This window comes from Lactobacillus johnsonii ATCC 33200, from assembly GCF_000159355.1.
GTDB lineage: Bacteria > Bacillota > Bacilli > Lactobacillales > Lactobacillaceae > Lactobacillus > Lactobacillus johnsonii.
Genome location: NZ_GG670120.1, coordinates 36,140 through 57,684, shown reverse-complemented (window position 1 = coordinate 57,684; position 21,545 = coordinate 36,140). Strand labels below are relative to the sequence as shown.

Here is a 21,545-nt window from a genome sequence, read left to right as displayed (position 1 = left end):
GATTATGAATGATAGTAAAATTTTGGGCTACCAGCCAGGTAATAGTTTTATTCATGCTCTCAATGCTACTACAAAAATGATCTTTTTAATCCTGGTATCCATTGCTTGTATGGTTACCTATGATACTCGCTTCTTGATTGCTATCTGTATCCTATCCTTAATTTTGTTAAAAGTTGCTGGTATTAAGTGGAAGCAAGTTTCTTTTATTGTTAAATTCATTATTGTTTTTGCCATTATTAATATCATCGCTGTTTTTATTTTTCAGCCAACTTATGGTGAGATACTCTACCATTCAAAAACGGTTCTAATCAATGCAGGATACTTCACTTTAACTGCACAGGAACTATTTTATTTATTTAACGTAATTTTGAAGTATATCTGTTCTATCCCCTTGGTTCTACTCTTTTTATTAACTACTAACCCTAGTCAATTTGCAGCTAGTCTAAATAAAATTGGGGTCAGTTATAAAGTTGCCTATGCTGTTTCTCTAGCGCTACGCTATATACCTAATATTCAGGAAAGTTACTGGTCAATTTCTGCAGCTCAACAAGCAAGAGGAAATGAACTTTCTAAAAAAGCTTCTCTTGGAAAAAGAATTCATGGAATTTTAAATATTGTTACTCCACTTATTTTTTCAAGTCTTGATCGTATTGATACAATTAGTACCGCAATGCAACTTAGACGCTTTGGTTCTAAAAAGAAACGTACTTGGTATGTTGCAGAAAATTTCAACTTAGCTGATTATCTAGTTACTACTTTGGCTTTTATTCTTGTACTAGTTGTAATTTTACTCTTTAAAGTCAATTCAGGACGTTTCTATAATCCTTTTGTATAAAAGTTTCTTTTACTGCCAAGATAAGTTAAAATATACTAATAAAAGGAAAGAGGGAGAGCTTTATGAATAACTTTTCACAAGAACCAGAACGTCGTACAATTGTCGATGTAACTGGTTTAAATAGATTCTTAAGCAGAATGTACGGCATGATGACAATTGCTGTTTTAGTATCTGCCTTAAGTGCTTACTTAACAATGACTGTCTTTAGAACACAAGTTATGACCTTTTTTGCTAGCAATCCAGCAATGACTTGGATTTTATTGCTAGTTCCACTTGCTTTAACTTTTGGAATTAGTTTTAGAGCAACGAGAAATCCAGTAGCTAGTTTTGTAATGCTAATGATCATGGCAATTGTTTATGGAGTTGAATTTTCATTAATTGCTGGTGCTTATACTGGCCGCAGCATTGCTTCTGCATTCGTAGCTTCTTCTACTGTATTCATTACAATGGCTGTAATTGGTACCACGACTAAAAAGAACTTAAATAATTTGGGATCATATGCTTCTGCAGCTTTAATTGGATTAATTGTTGCAATGCTAATCAACATGTTCTTAAGAAATCCAATGGTTTCTTACATTTTCTCATTTATTGCAGTTATTATCTTTACTATTTTAACTGCTTGGGATGCACAAAGAATGAAGCAAATCTATGAAAACTACAGTGGCCAAGTTTCTGTTGACGGCTTAGCAGTTGCCGGTGCTTTGGCACTTTACTTAGATTTCGTTAACTTATTCTTACAATTCTTACAAATCTTTGGATTTAGCGATAGCGATAGAAATTAATATTCTACATAAAAAGCTACTAAATCTTGGTGTTAAAACCTTGATTTAGTAGCTTTTTGGTTTGCATTATTTATTACTCAATTTTGCCAATAATTTCATTCTCATAAGTTTGATCATGAACTGCTTCAATATTTTCATCAAAATTGAATTCTGCTGTATGCTTATTTTTAAGCTTAACTTTATAAGTAGCTCCTATCTTGAACCATTCATATTCTGAGTCAATATGCCCTAAATCGATCAATTGATTATCTAAATCTTGGAGATCATCCACGATTACCTTAGCTATTGGTCCAAGCATTAATAGAACTAATCTATCTTCTGCATTTTTTCGAATCATTTGTTCTATTTGATCAATTTTTTGGTATGCATTCTTTGATGGAGCAATAATTCTTTTAATTGATTTAGTATTAGTAAATAAATCATTTCCTACTCCTGAACGCGTCAGTGCTCCCTCTACGATTATGAGATCACGACCACTCCAAAGTTGTTTCAATTTATCAAAGTATGCAGCACTTTTACTTTTATCAACTATATCAATATATGGTCTTGAAATAAAAGTTGAACCATACCAATTACCAGTTTGTCCAATTTCTTTTAAGAAACTTTCATTATTTGGAAAGAAAGATGTTTCGTAGAATGATTGAGTAAAATCTTGATAACGCTCCGGTTTGGTAAATACATCCGGTAAACAAACCAAGGTATTATTAAATTGGCCCCGCAAAATAATATCTTTTAGTCTATTGGCAAGTTCTGAATCATAGGTTTGATAAGGAATTGAGGCTCCTCTAATTAAATCAAATTCACCATCTCCAAAGCGAATCACAGATTTATTGTCTTGCAAAATCAAGTCTAACGATTCATCCATATCTTTTACTCTAATATTATATTTTGGACCATTAATTTTTACTGTCTTTTTAATCGCTTCTAAGATCAGATAAAGCAGTTATTTATCGGCTTAAGTCTGTAGTCAAAAATAATGAGTATTATATAAAATAAATCACAATAAAGTTACCTAAAATCCTAGTATTAAAGTACAAAAAATACCCGATTCTATAAAATTCTCCTCTTATAGAATCGTGTATTTTAATTATTAATTTTTATAAAATAACCTTAATTGATTAAATCACAAACTTTTTAAGGGCTTTGGCAATCCCATTATGATTATTATCATCGGTTACAAAATCAGCCTTTTCTTTGATATCTTCAATTGCATTTCCCATAGCAATTTTCTTAAAGCTTGGATTTTCAAACATAGAAACATCATTACCTTGATCGCCAAAGACCATGACATCTTCGGGGCTAATCTTTAAACGTTGCGCCAAATCCATTAAAGCATTTCCTTTTGAAGCACCAATTCTATTTAGCTCAATACAGTTATCTAAACTACGAACTATATCATATGATTCAAAGGCCCAGTACGGAATAGAATTCCATAGTTTTTCAATTTGATCACTATCTTTTGCACAAGTAAATCCTACCTTGTTAAAAGTAAAATCTTTTGGAATTTCTTTACGTTCACGAACTCTAATTTCATTATCAGTTAAAGCAGCATTAATTTGCATTTGTACCGAAAGATCACGATCTAAAGTCCAAAAACGTTCAGTCGTTTCAAAGTGTAAGTTTACGTGAGCAAGTCTCTGCAAGCGAAGCATTACTTCAAAATCGCGATAGTTCATCTCTTGACTCATCAGAACTTTCCCAGACAAGTCTTGTACAACTGCGCCGTTAAAGACAACTGCATATTCTTCTGGTCCTTCAAGCCCTAATTGAGTTTCAAAAGGCATCACTCCAGAGAGAGGACGGCCAGAAGCAAGAACTACCTTAATTCCCATCCCATGTGCTACCTGTAAAGTTCTCAGAGTTTCAGGTGAAATTGTATTTCCACTAGTTAATAAAGTTCCATCTAAATCTACCGCAATTAGTTTTACTGCCATAAATTACCCCTATCTTCCAAAAATCATATAGAAAATTACATTTATTAATAATCCCATTAGTGCATAAAAGAACACTGCATTAGCTTTAATTTTTTCTTTTTTTATTAAATATACAAGGCTCGCAATAAAGCCCACTAAGGGAAAAACAGTGTAAAAAATAATTGCCCATTCAGCAATTCCATTAACATCTGTACTTAAATTATGAATGAATTTTTTCATTTCTTCTCCAACAAAAATAGAGACTAATAAATTATTAGTCTCTATTTTATATTAACCAACATAAAATTCAATATGCTGTTTTAGATTTTCAAAATCAATTGGTAAATGACCACCAATCTCACCATCTAAATTCACAGGAATAGGATCCTTATCTTTACTATCACCTAATAATTCTACCTTTAAATTTTTAGTCTTAGTATAGATAATCTGTGGATCATTAACATGATTTCCATTCAAAGCCATGGCCATTAAACGTAAAACATCTACTGGATTTGCAGTTTTAACTACAATTAACTGAAATAGTCCATCGGATAATTGAGCATCTGGCATGATACGTTCAAAACCTCCAATTGAATTGGTCATCCCTAAAAGAAACATTGATAAGTCTCCCTCATAGACTCCTTCATCATAGGTTAAACGCATCTTATTGCTGCTGATTTTTGGTAGCATTTCTGCACCCTTAAGTAAATATGCACTATAACCAAGGACGGACTTTACTTCTGATGGCACACCATAAGTGAGCTCAGTTAATGAACCGCTAGCAGCAATGTTCATAAAGTATTGCTTACCCGCACGCCCAATATCCATCTTTTGTGTTTTACCTCTCAGAATTACTTTAGCTGCCTCAACTAAATCATCTCTGGGAATCTTTAATGCGCGAGCAAAATCATTGGTAGTTCCTGCCGGAATAACAGCGAGTTTTGGTCTTTTTTCTAATGGAGCTACTCCATTAACTACTTCGTTAATAGTACCGTCTCCACCAGCACCAACTAGTAAATCAAAACCTGCTAAGGCACATCTTTTTGCCTCATTTTGAGCAGACAAAGGGTCTGGCGTAGTTCTAAAAGCACTGGCTTCAAAACCAGCCTGTTCTAATACATTTAAAATGTCTGCTACATTTTGAAGCATTTGCTCGTGACCTGAGACAGGATTATAAATCAATCTTGCTTTTTTCGTCATCGCCTCTCGCCTCCCTAAAATGATTAACGACTTTGAAGTTCCTTGTTGAGCAATTGGTTAACAACTTTAGGGTTAGCTTTACCACGAGTTTGTTTCATGATTTGACCAACTAAGAATCCAATTGCACGATCTTTACCATTCTTAAAGTCTTCAACAGATTGTGGGTTATCATCAACAACTTTAGTAACCATTGGTCCAAGAACAGAAACGTCAGATAATTGAACCATACCCTTATCTTCAACGTATTTCTTAGGATCAGTACCATTTTCAATAGATTCCTTAAATACTTTCTTTGCAATCTTAGATGAAATAGTACCATCTTTGATCATCTTGATCATTTCGGCTAAGTGTTCTGGAGTCAACTTAATATCTGCAATGCCAACTTGGTTTTCATTCAAGTAACCATTAACTTGAGTGTTTAACCAGTTAGCAGCTAAGGTTGGATCTGCGCCAGCAGCAACTGCAGCGTCGTAGAAATCACTTGATTCCTTAGTTTGTAAAATAACGTCTGCGTCGTATTCCTTAATACCATATTCTTCAACGTAGCGCTTACGACGTTCAAATGGTGATTCAGGTAAACTTTCTTCAATTTCGTCAATCCAGCTTTGCTTAATATGGTAAGGAGCAATATCTGGTTCTGGGAAGTAACGATAGTCTGCGTCACCTTCCTTAACACGTTCTAGGACAGTCTTACCAGTAGCTTCATCAAAACGACGAGTAGAAAGTTGAACTCTACCACCAGAAAGTAATACTTGTTGTTGACGTTTTTCTTCATAAGCAAGAGAACGACGTACGTGGTCAAATGAGTTCAAGTTCTTCATTTCAACCTTGGTACCAAGCTTTTCTTGACCTGCAGGACGAATAGAAATGTTGGTATCAACACGCATTGAACCTTCTTCCATCTTAACATCAGAAGCACCAGTGAATTGAACAATTTGACGTAATTTAGTCAAATATGCATAAGCTTCTTCTGGATCTTCCATATCAGGTTCAGAAACAACTTCAAGAAGTGGAACTCCCTGACGGTTTAAGTCAACGTATGAATAACCGTTAGCACCGTGTGTATTCTTACCAGCATCTTCTTCAATGTGCATTTCATGAATACCAATGCGTTTCTTCTTACCACGAACTTCAATTTCGATATAACCATCACGAGCAAGTGGTTGGAAAAATTGAGTAATCTGATAAGCTTTAGGATTATCTGGGTAGAAATAGTTCTTACGGTCAAAGTGAGTTACTGGTAAAACATGTGAATGAGTTGCTAAAGCAACCATAATACCAAGACGGTAAACGTCCTTGTTTAAACGAGGTAAGACACCAGGCATAGCCCAGTCGATAACATTAGTTTCAGTGTTTGCTTCAGCACCATAACTAACTGGTGATGGAGAAAAAATCTTACTCTTTGTTTTTAATTCGAAGTGGACTTCCAGACCAATAGTCGATTTAAAATTCATTAATTAATCCTCCATTCCTGTAGGTGTTTTTTCGTAGAATTTATTATTACGTTCAATGAAATCAGCAACCTTAAATACATTTCCTTCATCAAAACGCTTAGCCATAATTTGAAGACCAGCAGGCATACCATCAACTAAACCAGCAGGTACACTACCTGCTGGAATACCAGCTAAGTTAGCTGAAATAGTTAAAATATCGTTATTGTACATCTTAATTGGATCAGAAATTTCTTCACCAATACCAAATGCTGGCTCAGTAGTAGTTGGTCCAACAATAACATCATTTTCTTCAAAAATCTTTTCAAAGTCGCGGCAAATTAATGTTCTAACTTGTGCAGCCTTCTTAAAGAATTCATCATATGCACCAGCTGATAAAGCAAAAGAACCAAGCATAATACGACGCTTAACCTCGTCACCAAAGCCTTCACTTCTTGATTTTACATAAACATCTAATAAGTTCTTAGTGTCCTTTGCACGGTAGCCATAGCGGATACCATCATATCTTTGAAGGTTTGAAGAAGCTTCACTAGAAGCAACAATGTAGTAAGTAGGAACAACATACTTAGTATGTGGCAATGAAACTTCGTTAATAATTGCACCGGCATCTTTCAAAACATCGATTTGTTTTTGGATAACTTCGCGCATTTCACCGTCAACAGCATCCATATATTCCTTAGGAACAGCCACACGTAAGCCTTTAACATCTTGGCCTAAGAAGCTAGTGTAATCAGGTACTTCTTGTTCAGAAACAGTTGCATCATGTTCATCAGGACCAGCAATTACATTTAATACTTCAGCTGAATCCTTAACACGCTTACTCATTACACCAATTTGATCCAATGAAGAACCAAAAGCAATAAGTCCCCAACGTGATACTCTACCGTAGGTTGGTTTAATACCAAAAATACCATTGAAGGCAGCTGGTTGACGAATAGAACCACCAGTATCTGATCCAAGAGCTGCAACAACTTCACCACTCGCAACTGCAGCTGCAGAACCACCGGATGAACCACCAGGAACTTTATCTAAGTTCCATGGGTTATGTGTTTCACCATAGTAAGAATGTTCAGTGGATGAACCCATTGCAAATTCATCCATGTTAGTCTTACCAACAAAAGTTGCTTGAGCCTTCTTTAATTTGCTAATTACAGTAGCATCGTAAACGGGCATGTAGTTGTAAAGAATGTGGCTAGCTGCTGTAGTCTTCATACCATTAGTAATGATATTATCCTTGATAGCAATAGGAATACCAGCTAATTTATTTTTATTAAAATCTAAATTTTCTGCTGGCTTTGCTTCTTCATCAACAGTAATCCAGGCATTAATCTTTTTGTCTGTTTCTTTAATGTTTTTAACTGTTTCCTTAGCTAGGTCTTCAGCTGTTATTTCGCCATCTTGTAATTTTTTATTTAATGAGTCAATGTTTTCATTTAAGTAATTCATTATTCATTATCATCCTTATCAATAATTACTGGCACCTTAATGAAGCCATCAGCTTTTTCAGGAACATTCTTCATTAATTCTGCGCGACTTTCCCAATGTTCAGGCTTGTCTTCTCTAAAGTCAGTCTCTCGATCAACAACTTGAACAGTTTCAGGAACTCCTTCAGTATCAACTTCGGCTAATTGATGTGCCATATTGATAATGTCACCCATTTGTTCAGTAAACTTATCAATTTCGTCTTCACCAAACTCAAGTCGAGATAGTGCTGCAACGTGATTGATTTCATCTTTTGTAATTTTCACCGTTTGCCTCCTATTCACCGCCAAAGACGTGGACATAATAACTATCGTCTGCGGAATTCTTAGCGATTAATGCCTGCGTATCATTAACAGAATTAATCTTAATTTCTATTGGTGCATCCTTAGGTAAGTACTTCTTAGCAGCTGACAATACAAGTCTTGAAAAACTCTCAATCTGCGCATAACCAAAGAATTGGGTAGTTACAGTAATGTTCATTTGTGTCAAAGTTTTATTTTGATAATGAACAGTCGCTATTACCCCACTAATATTAGGGAAGTAACCTTGAATAGCTGCTTTAAAATCACTAAATGAAGCTGCATCAGTAGAATTGATTGCTTTTTCACTTCCAACAGTCGGTAGCACTTGACTACGATTATTGACTGTTTTCCAATCATTTATTTTACTACTATTTGCATTAGCAATTCCATATGCAAAGTAATTTCCACCTACAAGAGAATCTTTACTAGTTTTACTAAAAAGTCCAACCAAAATTGGGATATCTTTTAATCCCTTCTTTTTACGTAAATACGAAACCAACTTATTAGCTGCTTCTTTACCAAAAGTCTCCTGTTCTGCACGAGAAATATCTTTATGATATTGGGGACCATCTTTAACTTTTTGGTAGTAATCAACCGAGTTAAGAGCTAGCCCAACACTCATACCATCCATTTTGTAACTAGAATTAGATTTAGTCAAAAAATCTTGTTCTAAAATTTGATCTAAAATAATAGGATTATACGAATTCTTTTTATTACTTTTTTCCGCATTTAGACCTTCTGGATTACTTTTAGACTTTCTTCCTAGCCAATCAGTAGCATCAGCAACAGAAATTTTTTGTCCTTCTTGAAAAACATACTTACTACTTGAAAAAGTATTGTGAGATAAATCAATTAACCCAGATTCTAAAGCACGACTATCTACATTATTATCACTAGTATTTTCAGTTGTTCCTTCAATTGGACTAGTTACATACTCTCCATCTTTTAAAAGAACATTATACCCATTTTTACTGGTACTAGTAGTTTGATAACTTTTTTTCTTTGTTGTAGAAGTAGTAGGGTTATTGGCAAGATCAGAATTTTTTAAATTGCCACATGCACTTAAACTTAACCCAGTTGCTAGTAGTAGTGCTATTTGCAAAAATCTTTTCAATTTATTTTTCCTTCTTATTCTTTATTTTTCAATTTTTGCAATTGCTTCCTGTTCAGTTAACATTGGAACTTGAAGTTTTTCAGCCTTATCTTTTTTAGAGCCCGCATCTGCTCCGTAGATCAAATAATCTGTCTTCTTAGAAACTGACCCAGTGACTTTTGCACCAAGATCCTGAAGCTTCTTAGTAAATTCACTTCGAGTAAAGGCAGATAATTTTCCAGTTAGAACTACTGTCTTTTCCTTAAAGAAATTATCTGGTGCTTCTTCTTCAACTGTTCCTAAATATTCCATATTTAATCCACTGTCACGCAATTCTTGTAGTAGTTTCTGTGCGCTTGGTTGATTAAAATATGCTGTTAATGACTCCGCAATCGTCTCTCCTATTGTATCGATACTTGTTAATTCTGGCACTGTTAATTGACTAACCTTTTCCAAATTTTTATATTTTTCCAAAATTAATCTAGCTGCCTTAGCACCAACATGATCAATTCCTAAGCCGTACAGTAATAATTCAGCAGAGTTTTGCTTACTATTTTCAATAGAAGATAATAAATTAGTAATTGATTTTTCCTTAAAGTGATCGAGCTGTCCTAGTTGGTCCGGAGTTAAATGATATAAATCAGCTACATCATTAATAAATCCCTTATCAATTAACTGTTTAACAATTCTAGGACCAAGTCCCATAATATTCATCGCTCCACGTGAAGCAAAATGAATAATTCCTTCTTCAATTTGAGCTGGACACATCGGATTAATACAACGAAGTGCTACTTCATCTTGCAAGTGAACCAAAGTTTCTCCACATGAAGGACAAACATTTGGAATCTCATATGGCTTACTATCTTTAGGTCTTTTGCTTAAAACAACACTAGAAATTTCTGGAATAATATCTCCAGCTTTATGCAATTTAACTGTATCGCCAATTCTTACGCCCTTTTCTCTTAGGTAGTCCGGATTATGTAAAGACGCACGAGAAACAATAGTTCCAGCAAGTTTAACTGGATCCATTACTGCAGTAGGTGTTACTACTCCAGTTCGGCCAACTGTCCATTCAATATTTCTAACTACAGTCTCTTGCTCTTCTGGTGGAAACTTATAGGCAATTTCCCAGCGAGGTACTTTTACAGTATTACCCAGTTCATTTTGTAAACTTAAGTCGTCAACTTTTAAAACAATACCATCAATTCCATAACTTAAATCATTACGTTTAGCGGTATATTCATCAATAAACTTAAATACTTCGTCCATTGATTCAAAACGTCGTCCAGACTGATTAGTATGAAATCCTAATCGATTCATTTCATCAATCGCTTGATGTTGACTTGTAATGTTTCTTGGTGGATTAACCCAAGTATAAATAAAAGTACTTAAATTTCTTTTTTTAGTAATTCGAGCATCTAATTGTCTTAAAGAACCAGCAGCAGCATTTCGAGGATTAGCAAAAACTTGCTCTCCTTTTTCATCACGTTCTGCATTTAAGGTTGCAAATGCTTCTTTCTCCATATAGCATTCACCACGAACCTCAGTTGTTAAAGGCTCAGGTAATGTTTGAGGAATATCTTTAATAAATTTGGCATTAGCTGTTACATCTTCACCAACACGGCCATTTCCTCTTGTAGAAGCACGTGTTAATTTTCCATTAGTATATTCTAAGGATAAAGATAATCCATCAATTTTTAATTCCACATTATAAGCTACTGGGTGACCAACTAATTTCGTAATTCTTTCATCAAATTCTTTAAGCTCATCTTTTGAGAAAACATCCCCCATTGAAAGCATCGGAACGGGATGTTCAACTTTAGAAAGATCGCTTTTAATCTCTCCACCAACTCGTTGGGTAATTGAATCAGCAGTTACTAAGTCAGGAAATTTCTGCTCTAATTCTACTAATTCCTGATAGGTCTTATCATATACTGCATCTTCAACTACCGGAGCATCTTTTGCATAATAATCATCTGCCCATTTATCGAGCTTTTTTCTTAATTCATCGACTTTCTGAGAAGCCTCACTATGAGTTAAAACTGCCATTATATTAGCCCCTCTCTAAATCAAACTGTTCTATTTCATTATATCTTTTTAATTGGTGCAAAGGCAGCTAAAAGGCGTTTCACTCCTTGACTTGCAAAAGCAATATCTAATTCCATATCTTCGCCAGTACCGTTAACTTTAACTACAACACCTTTTCCCCATGCCTTATGGGAAACTTGGTCACCGACATTCCAGGACTTTTTCTCAGCTCCAACTGCACCAGTTGCTTTCTTAGCCTCCTCAATTTTAATCTTTGGAAGGTAAACATGAGAGTTTGCTTGTTCCTTTTTATTAGCAGCAAAAGGAACAGACATGACAGAATTAGATGGCATTGGATTAACAAATTCCAAATCTTTATCTTCAATTTCATCAATAAAGCGTGATGGTTGATTACGTTGCGGACGGCCATACATCATTCTAGAAAAAGCATTGGTTATGTAGAGTTTCTTTTCAGCTCGCGTAATTCCTACATAGGCCAGACGACGTTCTTCTTCAAGCTCACTTGGATCTTCTGCTGCTCTTGAAAGTGGGAAAAGTCCTTCTTCCATTCCGACTAAGAAGACTACTGGAAACTCTAGTCCCTTAGCAGCATGAAGAGTCATCAATGCAACTTGGTTATCTTGATTTTCTAAATCATCTTGATCACTTAATAATGAAATTTCTGAAAGAAAATCACCTAAAGCTGTTGAATCTTCATCTTCGGGCTCATAATTATCATCAAAACGCTTAGTAACAGTCAGAAATTCATTTAAGTTTTCTAATCTAGTATCTGCTTCAATTGTGTGTTCATTTTCTAAAGCTTCTTTATAGCCGAAATCCGCTAATATTTTTTCCGTTAACCCTGTTACACCGTGTGTCTTACTATATTCGATTGCATCTTTTAAGGCCGTTCCAAAAGTAGCTAGTGTTCTAGCTGGGCGACCCGTAATTGGTGCTAAGCTCAAATTCTTAAAAGTCTCTTCTACTGTAAAGTCATTATCATTAGCAAAACCGTTAAACTTAGCCATCGTAGTTGGACCCAAACCACGTTTTGGTACATTAATAATTCGATTAAAACTCATTGAATCCGCAGGATTTGCGACAACTTTTAAATAAGCCAAAATATCTTTAATTTCTTTTCGATCGTAGAACTTATGTCCTCCAACAATCCGATACGGAATATTAGCTTTAACTAGGGCTTCTTCGACATTACGTGATTGAGCATTGGTCCGATAAAGAACAGCAAAATCCTTGTAGTCTCTTTGATGTTCTTCTATTTCTTCTTTAATCTTTGAAATGATAAACAGTGCTTCATCATTTCCACTTTGAGCACGGTAATAATTGATTTTATCACCAGCACCTTTATCAGTCCAAAGTTTCTTAGGTTTACGTTTCAGATTATTTTTAATTACTGAGTTAGCTGCATCAAGAATATGGCCAGTAGAGCGATAGTTTTGCTCTAATTTAATAGTAGTAACTTCATCATCCTGATAGTCATGTTCAAAATTAAGAATATTTTCCATGTTAGCTCCGCGCCAACCATAGATCGACTGATCTGCATCCCCAACAACGCAAATATTTTTATATTGAGCAGCTAACGCAACACAAAGTTGATACTGTGCTTCATTTGTATCCTGATACTCATCCACTAAAATATAGCGGAATTTATTTTGATAATAATGCAAAGTTTCTTTGTCCTTCTTAAATAAGACGAGAGTTTGCATAATTAAATCATCAAAGTCCATAATTTTATCACGCTTTAAGCGATGCTGATATTCGCTATATACTTGCGCTGTTACCTTTTCAAACATACTAGCTGCTTGATCCTTAAAGTCTTTTGGAGTAAGTAAGTCATTTTTTCCATTTGAAATGGCACCTAAAATTGCTTTTGGATCATACATTTTAGGATTAATATTAAGATCCTTTTCAATTCGTTTAATTAGTGTCAATTGTTCTGCAGAATCAGCAATTGAAAAATTATTGGAGTAGCCAATTTTTTCTGCATCACGACGTAAAATACGGACACATAAAGCATGAAAAGTTGACATCCAAACACTGTCAGCTGCTGGTCCTAATAACTTTTGGACACGTTCTTTCATTTCAGTTGCAGCCTTATTAGTAAAAGTAATGGCTAAAACATTCCATGGCGCAACGCCCTTTTCTTCAATTAAATAGGCAATTCGACGTGTTAAAACTGATGTTTTTCCACTACCAGCTCCAGCAACTACTAAAAGTGGACCTTCAGTACACTGCACAGCTTTTTTCTGCTGAGGATTTAATCCTGCAAGAATTGTTTCTTCGCTCATTGCTTCTTCCTTTTCTGTTAACTCAAACGCTAAAATAGACTTGTCTATTATAACAAAAAACGACAATAGCATTTACTTAACTATTATCGTTTTTAATTTAATCATATTGTGTTAAATTGAATTCTTTAATTATATCAATTAATTTTTTTGCATAACCTGGATCTGTCGCATATCCATCTGTTTCTAATGCTTGTGCTTGAGTGGCATAATCTTTGGCAGCTAAAACATGCTGATATTGGTTTCTATTCCAAGTAGTTCCATTCACAAATAGACGTGTATGTGCCTCGATTGATTCTTCATAAGTATCGTAAACTCGAAAACGCCCCGTAACAGTTTCCCAATGATCATTAACAAATTCAGAGGTCGTTAACTCGCGACTTGTATTAGGATCCGTTCCCTTAACGCCAAATAAATTATTGTATTTTCTAGAAAGCTCACTCTGACCAAAATTGCTTTCTAGACAGGCTTGCGCGATGGTAACGCTTGGAAAGAGACCATAAGGCTTGGCAGCCCTTTGAGCAATTGGAGCCACTACTTTAATAAACTTTTCTTTACTTTGAAGAGACTGTTCTTTTTCTAGTTGTGCCTGACGTAATCGTTCATTATTCACAGTTTGCTGACGCCAGTACAAAAAGCCTGATAAAATTATTACCAAAGTAAAACAAATCGCAAATGCTCTTGCAATTATATACTGAATATTTTTTTGACGGCGTCTACGAGGCATTTTAACTCATCTTCCTTTTCATCACTTGCTTCAAAGGCATCGCAATTGCCGGAGTAAGAACAGCAGTAAAGATTGCTTCTACAATACCATTAATGCCTAAAACGCTAATTAAAATAGCAATTAAAGGAGCTGAATTTTGAGTTTGACCTAATGAATGAAGTAAAACAGAGGGATCCTTCATGTACCAAAGGCTAGTAATACCAACCACAAGTAGCGTATTAGTCAAAGAAGTACATAATCCCGTGATTGTATAAACAACCGTCTTTTGAAATTTTGAATCATCCTTTGCCGCTTGTCCAATCATTCCTGCGATAAAACCCGCAGCTGTCCGAGGAACTAAAGCAATAAGAATGTTTCGGAATAAAAGCATGCTGACAATGTCACCTGGTTGCGTATATGCAACAAACATACTTAATAAGCCCCAAAATAAACCAATTGATGCTCCAAAACCTGGTCCCATTAAACATCCGGCCAATGCAACTGTTAAAGGAATAGTTGTAATAGAGGGTAATCCTGGCAAAATACGGATATAACCAATATAAGGGACAAAGGTCTGAACTAAAATAATTGCAACAAAAATAGCACTGATGGCAATTCTAAAAGTCTTCTTATTAATCATAGTCTTTCCTACTTTATTAATTTATAACTTTAACAAAAAAGGAAGCCGCATTTGCGACTTCCTTTTCTTAGTGGTGCGGGCGAGAAGACTCGAACTTCCACGATCTAAAAGCGATCACAAGATCCTTAGTCTTGCGCGTCTGCCATTCCGCCACGCCCGCGGTACTTAAATAATATACCAGATAATTTTTCTTTTAGCAAATGAAAATTCAAATTTTTTATTTATTTTTTCTGATTAATGTTAATCTTCCGCCGCATTTGCCACATTTATATTTTTTTTTATTTACTTTACGAACGCGAGGATACTGAAAATGACAATTTTTACATTCATAAATATAATTTCGATTTTGTCGACGTCGTAAACCAATATCAGGTGTATAACGACTGCCTCCAACAGCAGCAAGTAAATTCTTAAAATCACGATTACGATGCTGATAACCGCGACCCGCTAAATGTAAGTGATAATGCGTTAACTCATGCTTAATTATTCCAACTAAATCTGCATGATATTTTTTCTCTAAAAAATGACCGTTAATATCAATATGATGATCCTTTAAAAAGTATCTTCCGCCCGTCGTTGTCATTCGATTATTAATTTTAACTTCATGTTTAAACGGAACATGAAAATACTGTAAAGAAATTTCTTCTACTAATTTTTGTAACTCTGCTTGATTCATTATTTTCGTATTAATTTTTGATATATTCCAGCTTGTTTAGGAGAAGATATCTTTCTCTTTAAATCAGTCACAATTCTTTGCTTCAAAGACTGCTTTCCATCTATCCACGTTCCAGTAAACAAGTGAATGGAATATGAATTCTTACTTGGATTACACAAAAATCCATCCGAATAAACATGGACTCCATCTTTTAATATTTGTTCCTTATTGCCTATTTTTAGACCGTAATTTTCTTTTAAAATATCAGTTACTGAAATACTATTCACACCTGCCATTTGATCATTCTTATCAAAAGTAAAATCTCGATTATTGTAATAATTAAGAATATCCTTCATAAAAGGATGATTTATTTCAGCGCCAAAAATAGCTGCTGACAAGTAATCATTGTTTTCAAAACCAATAAATGCACGATTATTTAAAAGTGGATCTAATTTCTTAAGGACTCTAACGTCTGTATCTAAGTAAATGCCACCTTGTTCATAAATCACACGGGCTCTAATATAGTCAGAAACAAATGCCCACTTTTTGGCCTCATAGGCTTGTTCAATATACTTATTTTCATGTACGTTAAAATTATTTTCATTCCATTCAATAATTTCATAATCTGGCAATTTATTTTTCCAGGTGGCAATGCATTCTTCAATTAAAGATGATTTAGGGTTATTTCCTACCCAAATATAATGGATTTTTTTAGGAATCATTTTTGTCTTTTAATCTTTCTAGAAAAGCGAGTAACAAATTCAATCATATCTTGATTAAAATCTAACTTCATCATAAACATAATTGCTGCATAAATCATTAGAATCAAAATTGACTTAACTGCCATATTTAAAAAACTCGAGGTAATTAAATTTGGCATTAACATGCCAGCAATTAAGGTAATTGTTCCAATTAAGAAATATTTCGGTACATCACAGAAGGCATCTTTAAAATTATAGTCATCTCTAACGATCCAAAGCCGTAAAATTAACACTACAAATTCTGTAATTAAAATTGCTACTGTAGCACCGCCGGCTCCATATGGTCGATCTAGTATAGCTGCTAAAACTAATTCAATTATGGCCCCAATTACAACTGGAATCGCATATTCTTTATCTCTTCGATTAGCAAGTGCAAATTGATTAGCAAATACTCCACCCATCGGAATCATAATAATAGTTAGTGCAAAGAAGAACATTAGTGGTGTCATCGGAATAAACTGTTTTCCAAAGAAGAAAGGTACAAACTGCTTAGTATTTGCCATGATAATTACTGCAAATAAAGTTCCAAGCATTGTAGTTGCTTCAAGAGACTTCTTTAAAACTACCTTTTGGGTTTCTTTTTCTTCACTAGCCATCTTCGGCATAATCACCAAAGAGATACTAGTAATTACTCCTAATACCATATTTGAAATTCGCTGTGAATTATCATAAAAAGCTACTTGGGTCGAAGTACTGAAGAAACCTAAAATTGGTTTATCAAGAGAAGTATAGATCTGTGTAGCAATCTGAGGAATCATCAAGGTTATAATCGAAATAATGGTGGTCTTATATTTATAGAAATGTCCTACTGGTCTTCCGACATAACGATGAATATCAAGCCAAAATACAAAAGATCCTAGCATGGTTGAAACTGACATAATCAGGAAGTACTTCCAAAGATCTGCAGGTGATTTAATTAAGAGCAAAATCAGAGCTACACTGGTTAATTTAACAATCGTATTTTTTAATACAACTCTACCAAAATCAGCCAATCCTTGAAAGAACCAAGAAATATCAACTTGAGCTGAGACCAAATATGGAACCATTAAGATTAAATAGTTCCAATATTGAACATGGAAAATATTCGTAATTAATAAAGTGATTAAAATAGTCACTAAACCTGCAATTGCTTGAAAATACCACAATCCCCAAAAAGCTTCAGTTAATTCTTGAGGGGTACCATATGTTCTAGTCCGAGATACTGTCCTAATCCCAATATAAGAGACTGATAAGGTACAAAATACCATCAGAAATTGCACAGTATTATTTACACTGCCATAAATACCATAAGTCTTAGGTCCTAACACTCGTGATAAGTATGGAACGGTTATCAGCGGTACTAAAACTATAAAAATTTGATAGACCGCATTATATAAAATATTAAGAAAAGTTCGCTTCACTACTTTTTCCTCTAAAAATTCTTCGTCATGTAATCAAAGATAGGCTCACAAGAATCAATATCTTCAACTTCATCAATTAATTCACGCCAATAAAAACGCTGATTTTGGTATTGCTTATCATCAGGATGTCTCAAAACTTGCAGAAGTTCTTTTTGTGAGTTAACACAGGGGCCCGGTGTAACATCTTCGTAGGGGCTTAATAATAAACCGCGTACTTTTTCGTATTGCTTTAAATAATTAGTAATAAAGATAATTGGTTTATCCAAATACAAGTAATCAAAATAAATTGATGAAAAGTCAGTTATTAAGAAATCAGTATCTCCAAGCAATTCATATAAATCAAGGTTATTTTCAAAAAGATAATTATTATTTAAAAAAGCAACATTTGAACACTGACTATTAAAGTTATCAAACATTCGCATTTCATAGGGATGAAGTTTCACAATCAAGTATTGGTGATTATCCTTTAAGGCATCATTTAACTCATAAGGGTCAAAGCCTAAAAAAGCAAAGAAATTACCTTGTTTTATCATTTCCATAACACTTGGATCCTCAAGCTCGTAGCGGAAAGTTGGCATATAAATTCCGATTTTTGCTTGCTCATCCTTAGTTTTAAATAAATCCTCTAATAATTTTTCTTTAGCGATTGCTGGTTGATCAATATAATCAATTCGAGGAAAGCCCAGCTTTTGATATTTTTTCCCCTCAATTGCCATACATGCGCTCATTAAAGTTTCGTATAAATCTGAGCTTGATGTTACCATATCAGCATTTTTATGCCAAAGCTTTTGATTTCGTTTATTAGCACGATAGCGTGTATTATGTGCCATAAATCCCATCCGCTTTAGCGGAACACCGTGCCAGAATTGAATATTAATTTGTGCACGGCGTGCTTTAAAAGGTTGGTGCGTAGTAATCACATACTTGGCTGCACCAATCTTTTTCCACGTTTCCCAAGACAAATGTGACGATGGCCACGGTTCAACTAAGGTTACGTCATAATCCGGATGATTAGCTTTAATGTATTTATAGAATAAATAACCGTTTGAGCCGGATCTACCCGATCCGTTTAGAACAACAATATTTTTTTCTTTAATTGGACGAAGACTCGCTAACAAGCTCATCCCCCATAAGTATAAGCGAAAAAATAAACTCTTCATTAGATATTCCCCAGTAACGTACACATATATGCATATTATTTATTTTTAATTATTTATTATTCTCTACTAAGGGTATAAAAAAAGCCTGAGTAAACTCAAGCTTTTTTTGATTATTTGATAAAACTTTACTTTCTAACAGCTTTTCTTTCAAAGAATTTGATAATTTCGACAATAATTATCATCAAGAATCCAGCAACAATGACTACAAGCCATTGCATCCCATCTAACTCAGTTACATCAAAAATCTTAGTTAAAAATGGAATTTCTACTGCTGCCATAACTAAAGCAGAAATAAGAATTGCTCCATTAAACCACTTATTTTCAAATGTTTGTGCTCTAAAGATTGATTTATGAATAAATTTAGAGTTAAAGGCATGGAATAATTGGATTAATCCTAAGGTAAGGAAGGCCATAGTTAAAGCATCTGCGTGTTGCATAGCTGCATTTCCAACATGTGGACCAACATGTAAGCCAAGTTGATATGCACCTAAGACCAAAATACCCTCTAAGATACCTTGATAAATAATTGAACTTGCAACACCACCGGAGAAGAAATTAGACTTTCTACCGCGAGGCTTATTCTTCATAATACCTGGTTCAACAGGCTCAACACCTAAAGCAATAGCTGGCAAAGTATCAGTAACTAAGTTAATCCACAACAATTGAACCGGCATCAATATATCCCAACCAAGCATTGTCATCATAAAGACGGTTAAAACTTCACCAACGTTACAACTCATCAGATAAAGAATTGCTTTTTGGATATTGGCAAATACCTTACGTCCTTGTTTAATAGCTTCAACAATTGTCGCAAAGTTATCATCTGCCAAAACCATATCAGCTGCACCTTTTGAAACTTCAGTACCAGTAATTCCCATACCAATACCGATATCAGCTTGTTTTAGACTAGGTGCATCGTTAACACCATCCCCAGTCATAGCAACAATCTTATTATTTGCTTGCCATGCTTTAACAATTCTAACCTTGTTTTCTGGTGAAACACGAGCATAGACACTATAGTCTTGAACATGCTCATTGAAGTATTCGTCAGAAAGTTTATCAAGTTCCGCACCAGTAATTACAGCCTTATTTTTATCTGGACTTTCTTCTAAAATGCCTAAACGAGATGCAATTGCAGCAGCTGTAATTTGATGGTCACCAGTAATCATTACTGTTCTAATACCGGCACTTTTTGCTTCGGCAACAGCAGCTTTTGCTTCTGGCCTTTCTGGGTCAATCATCCCCACCAAGCCAGCAAAGATTAGATCTTGCTCAACATTACTAGTCGTTGGATCATCATAAGCTTTATCTACAATCTTATAAGCTAGTCCTAAGACACGTAAAGCTTGTTCAGCCATCCCTTTATTTGATGCAATAATTGTTTCTTTTTCACTATCTGAAATTGGCGTTACTTGACCATCTTTTTCAATTTTCGTTACTCGCTTTAATAATTCATCTGGAGCACCCTTTACAGCAACAAAGAACTTATCGCCATAATGGTTAACCGTAGACATTAATTTTCTTTCTGAATCAAATGGAACTTCTTGAACGCGGCTATCTTTCTTAAGAAGATCTTCAACCTTAATATTTTGATTAAAAGCATATTGAATCAAGGCTGTTTCAGTTGGGTCTCCTAAAAGCCGACCGCCGTCTTCAATCTTTGTATCATTAGCTAATATCATCGACATCATAGCCGGATTATCACTATTGATTGTTGCTTCATCATTATACAGTTCACCGTTATAGTAAATTTTTTCAACAGTCATTTGGTTCTGTGTCAAAGTACCAGTCTTATCAGAACAAATAATATCGGTAGCTCCTAAGGTCTCAACAGCTGGCAATTTTCTAACAATTGCCTTATGTTTAGCCATTATTTGCGTTCCTAAAGCCAAAATAATAGTTACGATAGCTGGTAATCCTTCTGGGATTGCAGCTACAGCTAAGGAGACAGCAACTAGAAACATATCGATAATTAATTTATTAGTTGGCTCGCTTCCCTGTTTGGTAAACATTCCTACGATAAAGACAATCACACAAATTGCCAAAATCATAATCGTTAAAGTCTTACCAAGCTGATTCAAGTTTTCCTTTAATGGAGTAGCTGTTTCATCTGCATTATTAAGCATTGTTGCGATTTTACCAACTTCGGTATTCATACCAGTGCCAACCACAATACCTTCTGCTCGTCCATAAGTTACATTAGTATTTGCGTAAGCCATGTTAACACGGTCACCTAGTGCTACATCATCAGCTTTTAACACGTCACTATCCTTTTCAACAGGTACTGACTCACCTGTCAAAGCTGACTCTTCAACTTTTAAACTTGCAGTCTTAGCTAGCCGCATATCAGCTGGAACAACGTCCCCTGCCTCAAGCAAGACAATATCACCAGGTACAATATCTGTACTTGGAATTTCTAAAATTGCGCCTCCACGTCTTACATGGGCATTGGGTGTTGACATCTCCTTTAAAGCATCAATTGCAGCTTCTGACCTAGCTTCCTGAATTACTCCTAAAATTGCATTCAGCAAAACAACAATCATAATAATTGCTGCATCAGTCCATTCATTAGCAACTACACCAGATAAAATGGCAGCCACAATTAAGACAATAATCATAAAGTCCTTAAATTGATCGATAAAGCGCATAAACATACTACGCTTTTTCTTTGAAGCTAAAGAATTGGGTCCATCTGAAGCTAATCTCTTCTTAGCCTCATTATCAGACAACCCATTGTCTAACGATGTATTCAGCTCTTTCTCAATTTGAGAAATCTCTTGAGCATAGTATTTCTCTTTCACCGTAAAACATCCTCCCATAAACAAAAAAGACTT

General features: G+C 34.8%; 18 protein-coding genes, 1 tRNA gene and 1 pseudogene. 2 read left to right on the top strand and 18 right to left on the bottom strand.

The window, feature by feature from the left end; all coding sequences use genetic code 11:
* Positions 1-4 precede the first annotated feature (4 nt).
* A complete protein-coding gene (locus HMPREF0528_RS00275) occupies positions 5-835 on the top strand; it encodes an energy-coupling factor transporter transmembrane component T family protein (RefSeq protein WP_034525004.1) in 831 nt (276 codons plus the stop codon).
* Positions 836-897: 62 nt separating this feature from the next.
* A complete protein-coding gene (locus tag HMPREF0528_RS00270) occupies positions 898-1,617 on the top strand; it encodes a Bax inhibitor-1/YccA family protein (protein WP_004893502.1) in 720 nt (239 codons plus the stop codon).
* Positions 1,618-1,690: 73 nt separating this feature from the next.
* Here the strand turns inward: HMPREF0528_RS00270 and HMPREF0528_RS00265 are convergent.
* The 18 genes and pseudogenes from HMPREF0528_RS00265 to HMPREF0528_RS00180 all read right to left on the bottom strand — a co-directional run.
* Positions 1,691-2,542, bottom strand: a pseudogene (locus tag HMPREF0528_RS00265) (SP_1767 family glycosyltransferase); the annotation flags it as partial.
* 193 nt (positions 2,543-2,735) lie between these two features.
* The gene (locus HMPREF0528_RS00260; protein WP_004893498.1) at positions 2,736-3,551 is read right to left on the bottom strand and encodes a Cof-type HAD-IIB family hydrolase; all 816 of its coding nucleotides are present in this window, start codon (positions 3,549-3,551) and stop codon (positions 2,736-2,738) included.
* 9 nt (positions 3,552-3,560) lie between these two features.
* Complete coding sequence (locus HMPREF0528_RS00255) at positions 3,561-3,770, bottom strand: hypothetical protein (protein ID WP_004893496.1); 210 nt, start codon at positions 3,768-3,770, stop codon at positions 3,561-3,563.
* A 51-nt stretch (positions 3,771-3,821) separates the two neighbouring features.
* A complete protein-coding gene (locus HMPREF0528_RS00250) occupies positions 3,822-4,730 on the bottom strand; it encodes a diacylglycerol kinase (RefSeq protein WP_004893493.1) in 909 nt (302 codons plus the stop codon).
* A gap of 23 nt (positions 4,731-4,753) precedes the next feature.
* Positions 4,754-6,184 carry an Asp-tRNA(Asn)/Glu-tRNA(Gln) amidotransferase subunit GatB gene (gene gatB, locus HMPREF0528_RS00245; RefSeq protein WP_004893490.1) on the bottom strand — a complete coding sequence of 477 codons (1,431 nt, stop codon included), beginning with the start codon at positions 6,182-6,184 and terminating at the stop codon, positions 4,754-4,756.
* A 3-nt stretch (positions 6,185-6,187) separates the two neighbouring features.
* Positions 6,188-7,627, bottom strand: coding sequence for an Asp-tRNA(Asn)/Glu-tRNA(Gln) amidotransferase subunit GatA (gene gatA / locus HMPREF0528_RS00240; RefSeq protein WP_004893485.1), 1,440 nt, complete (start codon positions 7,625-7,627; stop codon positions 6,188-6,190).
* Positions 7,627-7,929, bottom strand: a complete 303-nt coding sequence (gene gatC, locus HMPREF0528_RS00235; protein WP_004897863.1) for an Asp-tRNA(Asn)/Glu-tRNA(Gln) amidotransferase subunit GatC — start codon at positions 7,927-7,929, stop codon at positions 7,627-7,629. The genes gatA and gatC overlap by 1 nt, the downstream gene beginning before the upstream one ends.
* Positions 7,930-7,939: 10 nt before the next feature.
* Positions 7,940-9,079, bottom strand: coding sequence for a CamS family sex pheromone protein (locus tag HMPREF0528_RS00230; RefSeq protein WP_004893478.1), 1,140 nt, complete (start codon positions 9,077-9,079; stop codon positions 7,940-7,942).
* 21 nt (positions 9,080-9,100) lie between these two features.
* Entirely contained in the window at positions 9,101-11,107 is a 2,007-nt protein-coding gene (gene ligA, locus HMPREF0528_RS00225; RefSeq protein ID WP_004893477.1) for an NAD-dependent DNA ligase LigA, read from the bottom strand.
* A gap of 38 nt (positions 11,108-11,145) precedes the next feature.
* Positions 11,146-13,392: a DNA helicase PcrA gene (gene pcrA / locus HMPREF0528_RS00220; protein WP_034525002.1), complete on the bottom strand. Its 2,247-nt coding sequence runs from the start codon at positions 13,390-13,392 to the stop codon at positions 11,146-11,148.
* 97 nt (positions 13,393-13,489) lie between these two features.
* Complete coding sequence (locus tag HMPREF0528_RS00215; protein ID WP_004893473.1) at positions 13,490-14,116, bottom strand: glycoside hydrolase family 73 protein; 627 nt, start codon at positions 14,114-14,116, stop codon at positions 13,490-13,492.
* Position 14,117: 1 nt separating this feature from the next.
* Positions 14,118-14,735, bottom strand: coding sequence for an ECF transporter S component (locus tag HMPREF0528_RS00210; protein ID WP_004893471.1), 618 nt, complete (start codon positions 14,733-14,735; stop codon positions 14,118-14,120).
* A gap of 71 nt (positions 14,736-14,806) precedes the next feature.
* Positions 14,807-14,895: transfer RNA gene (locus tag HMPREF0528_RS00205), tRNA-Leu, on the bottom strand.
* A 57-nt stretch (positions 14,896-14,952) separates the two neighbouring features.
* Positions 14,953-15,411: a SprT family protein gene (locus HMPREF0528_RS00200; RefSeq protein WP_004893469.1), complete on the bottom strand. Its 459-nt coding sequence runs from the start codon at positions 15,409-15,411 to the stop codon at positions 14,953-14,955.
* Complete coding sequence (locus tag HMPREF0528_RS00195) at positions 15,411-16,112, bottom strand: glycosyltransferase family 32 protein (protein ID WP_004893467.1); 702 nt, start codon at positions 16,110-16,112, stop codon at positions 15,411-15,413. The genes HMPREF0528_RS00200 and HMPREF0528_RS00195 overlap by 1 nt, the downstream gene beginning before the upstream one ends.
* Entirely contained in the window at positions 16,109-17,551 is a 1,443-nt protein-coding gene (locus HMPREF0528_RS00190) for an oligosaccharide flippase family protein (protein ID WP_034525000.1), read from the bottom strand. Before HMPREF0528_RS00190 ends, HMPREF0528_RS00195 begins: the two co-directional genes overlap by 4 nt.
* An 11-nt stretch (positions 17,552-17,562) precedes the next feature.
* Positions 17,563-18,711: a CDP-glycerol--glycerophosphate glycerophosphotransferase gene (locus HMPREF0528_RS00185; RefSeq protein WP_034524999.1), complete on the bottom strand. Its 1,149-nt coding sequence runs from the start codon at positions 18,709-18,711 to the stop codon at positions 17,563-17,565.
* Between the two features lie 125 nt (positions 18,712-18,836).
* Positions 18,837-21,530 carry a calcium-translocating P-type ATPase, PMCA-type gene (locus tag HMPREF0528_RS00180; RefSeq protein ID WP_004893457.1) on the bottom strand — a complete coding sequence of 898 codons (2,694 nt, stop codon included), beginning with the start codon at positions 21,528-21,530 and terminating at the stop codon, positions 18,837-18,839.
* Positions 21,531-21,545 lie beyond the last annotated feature (15 nt).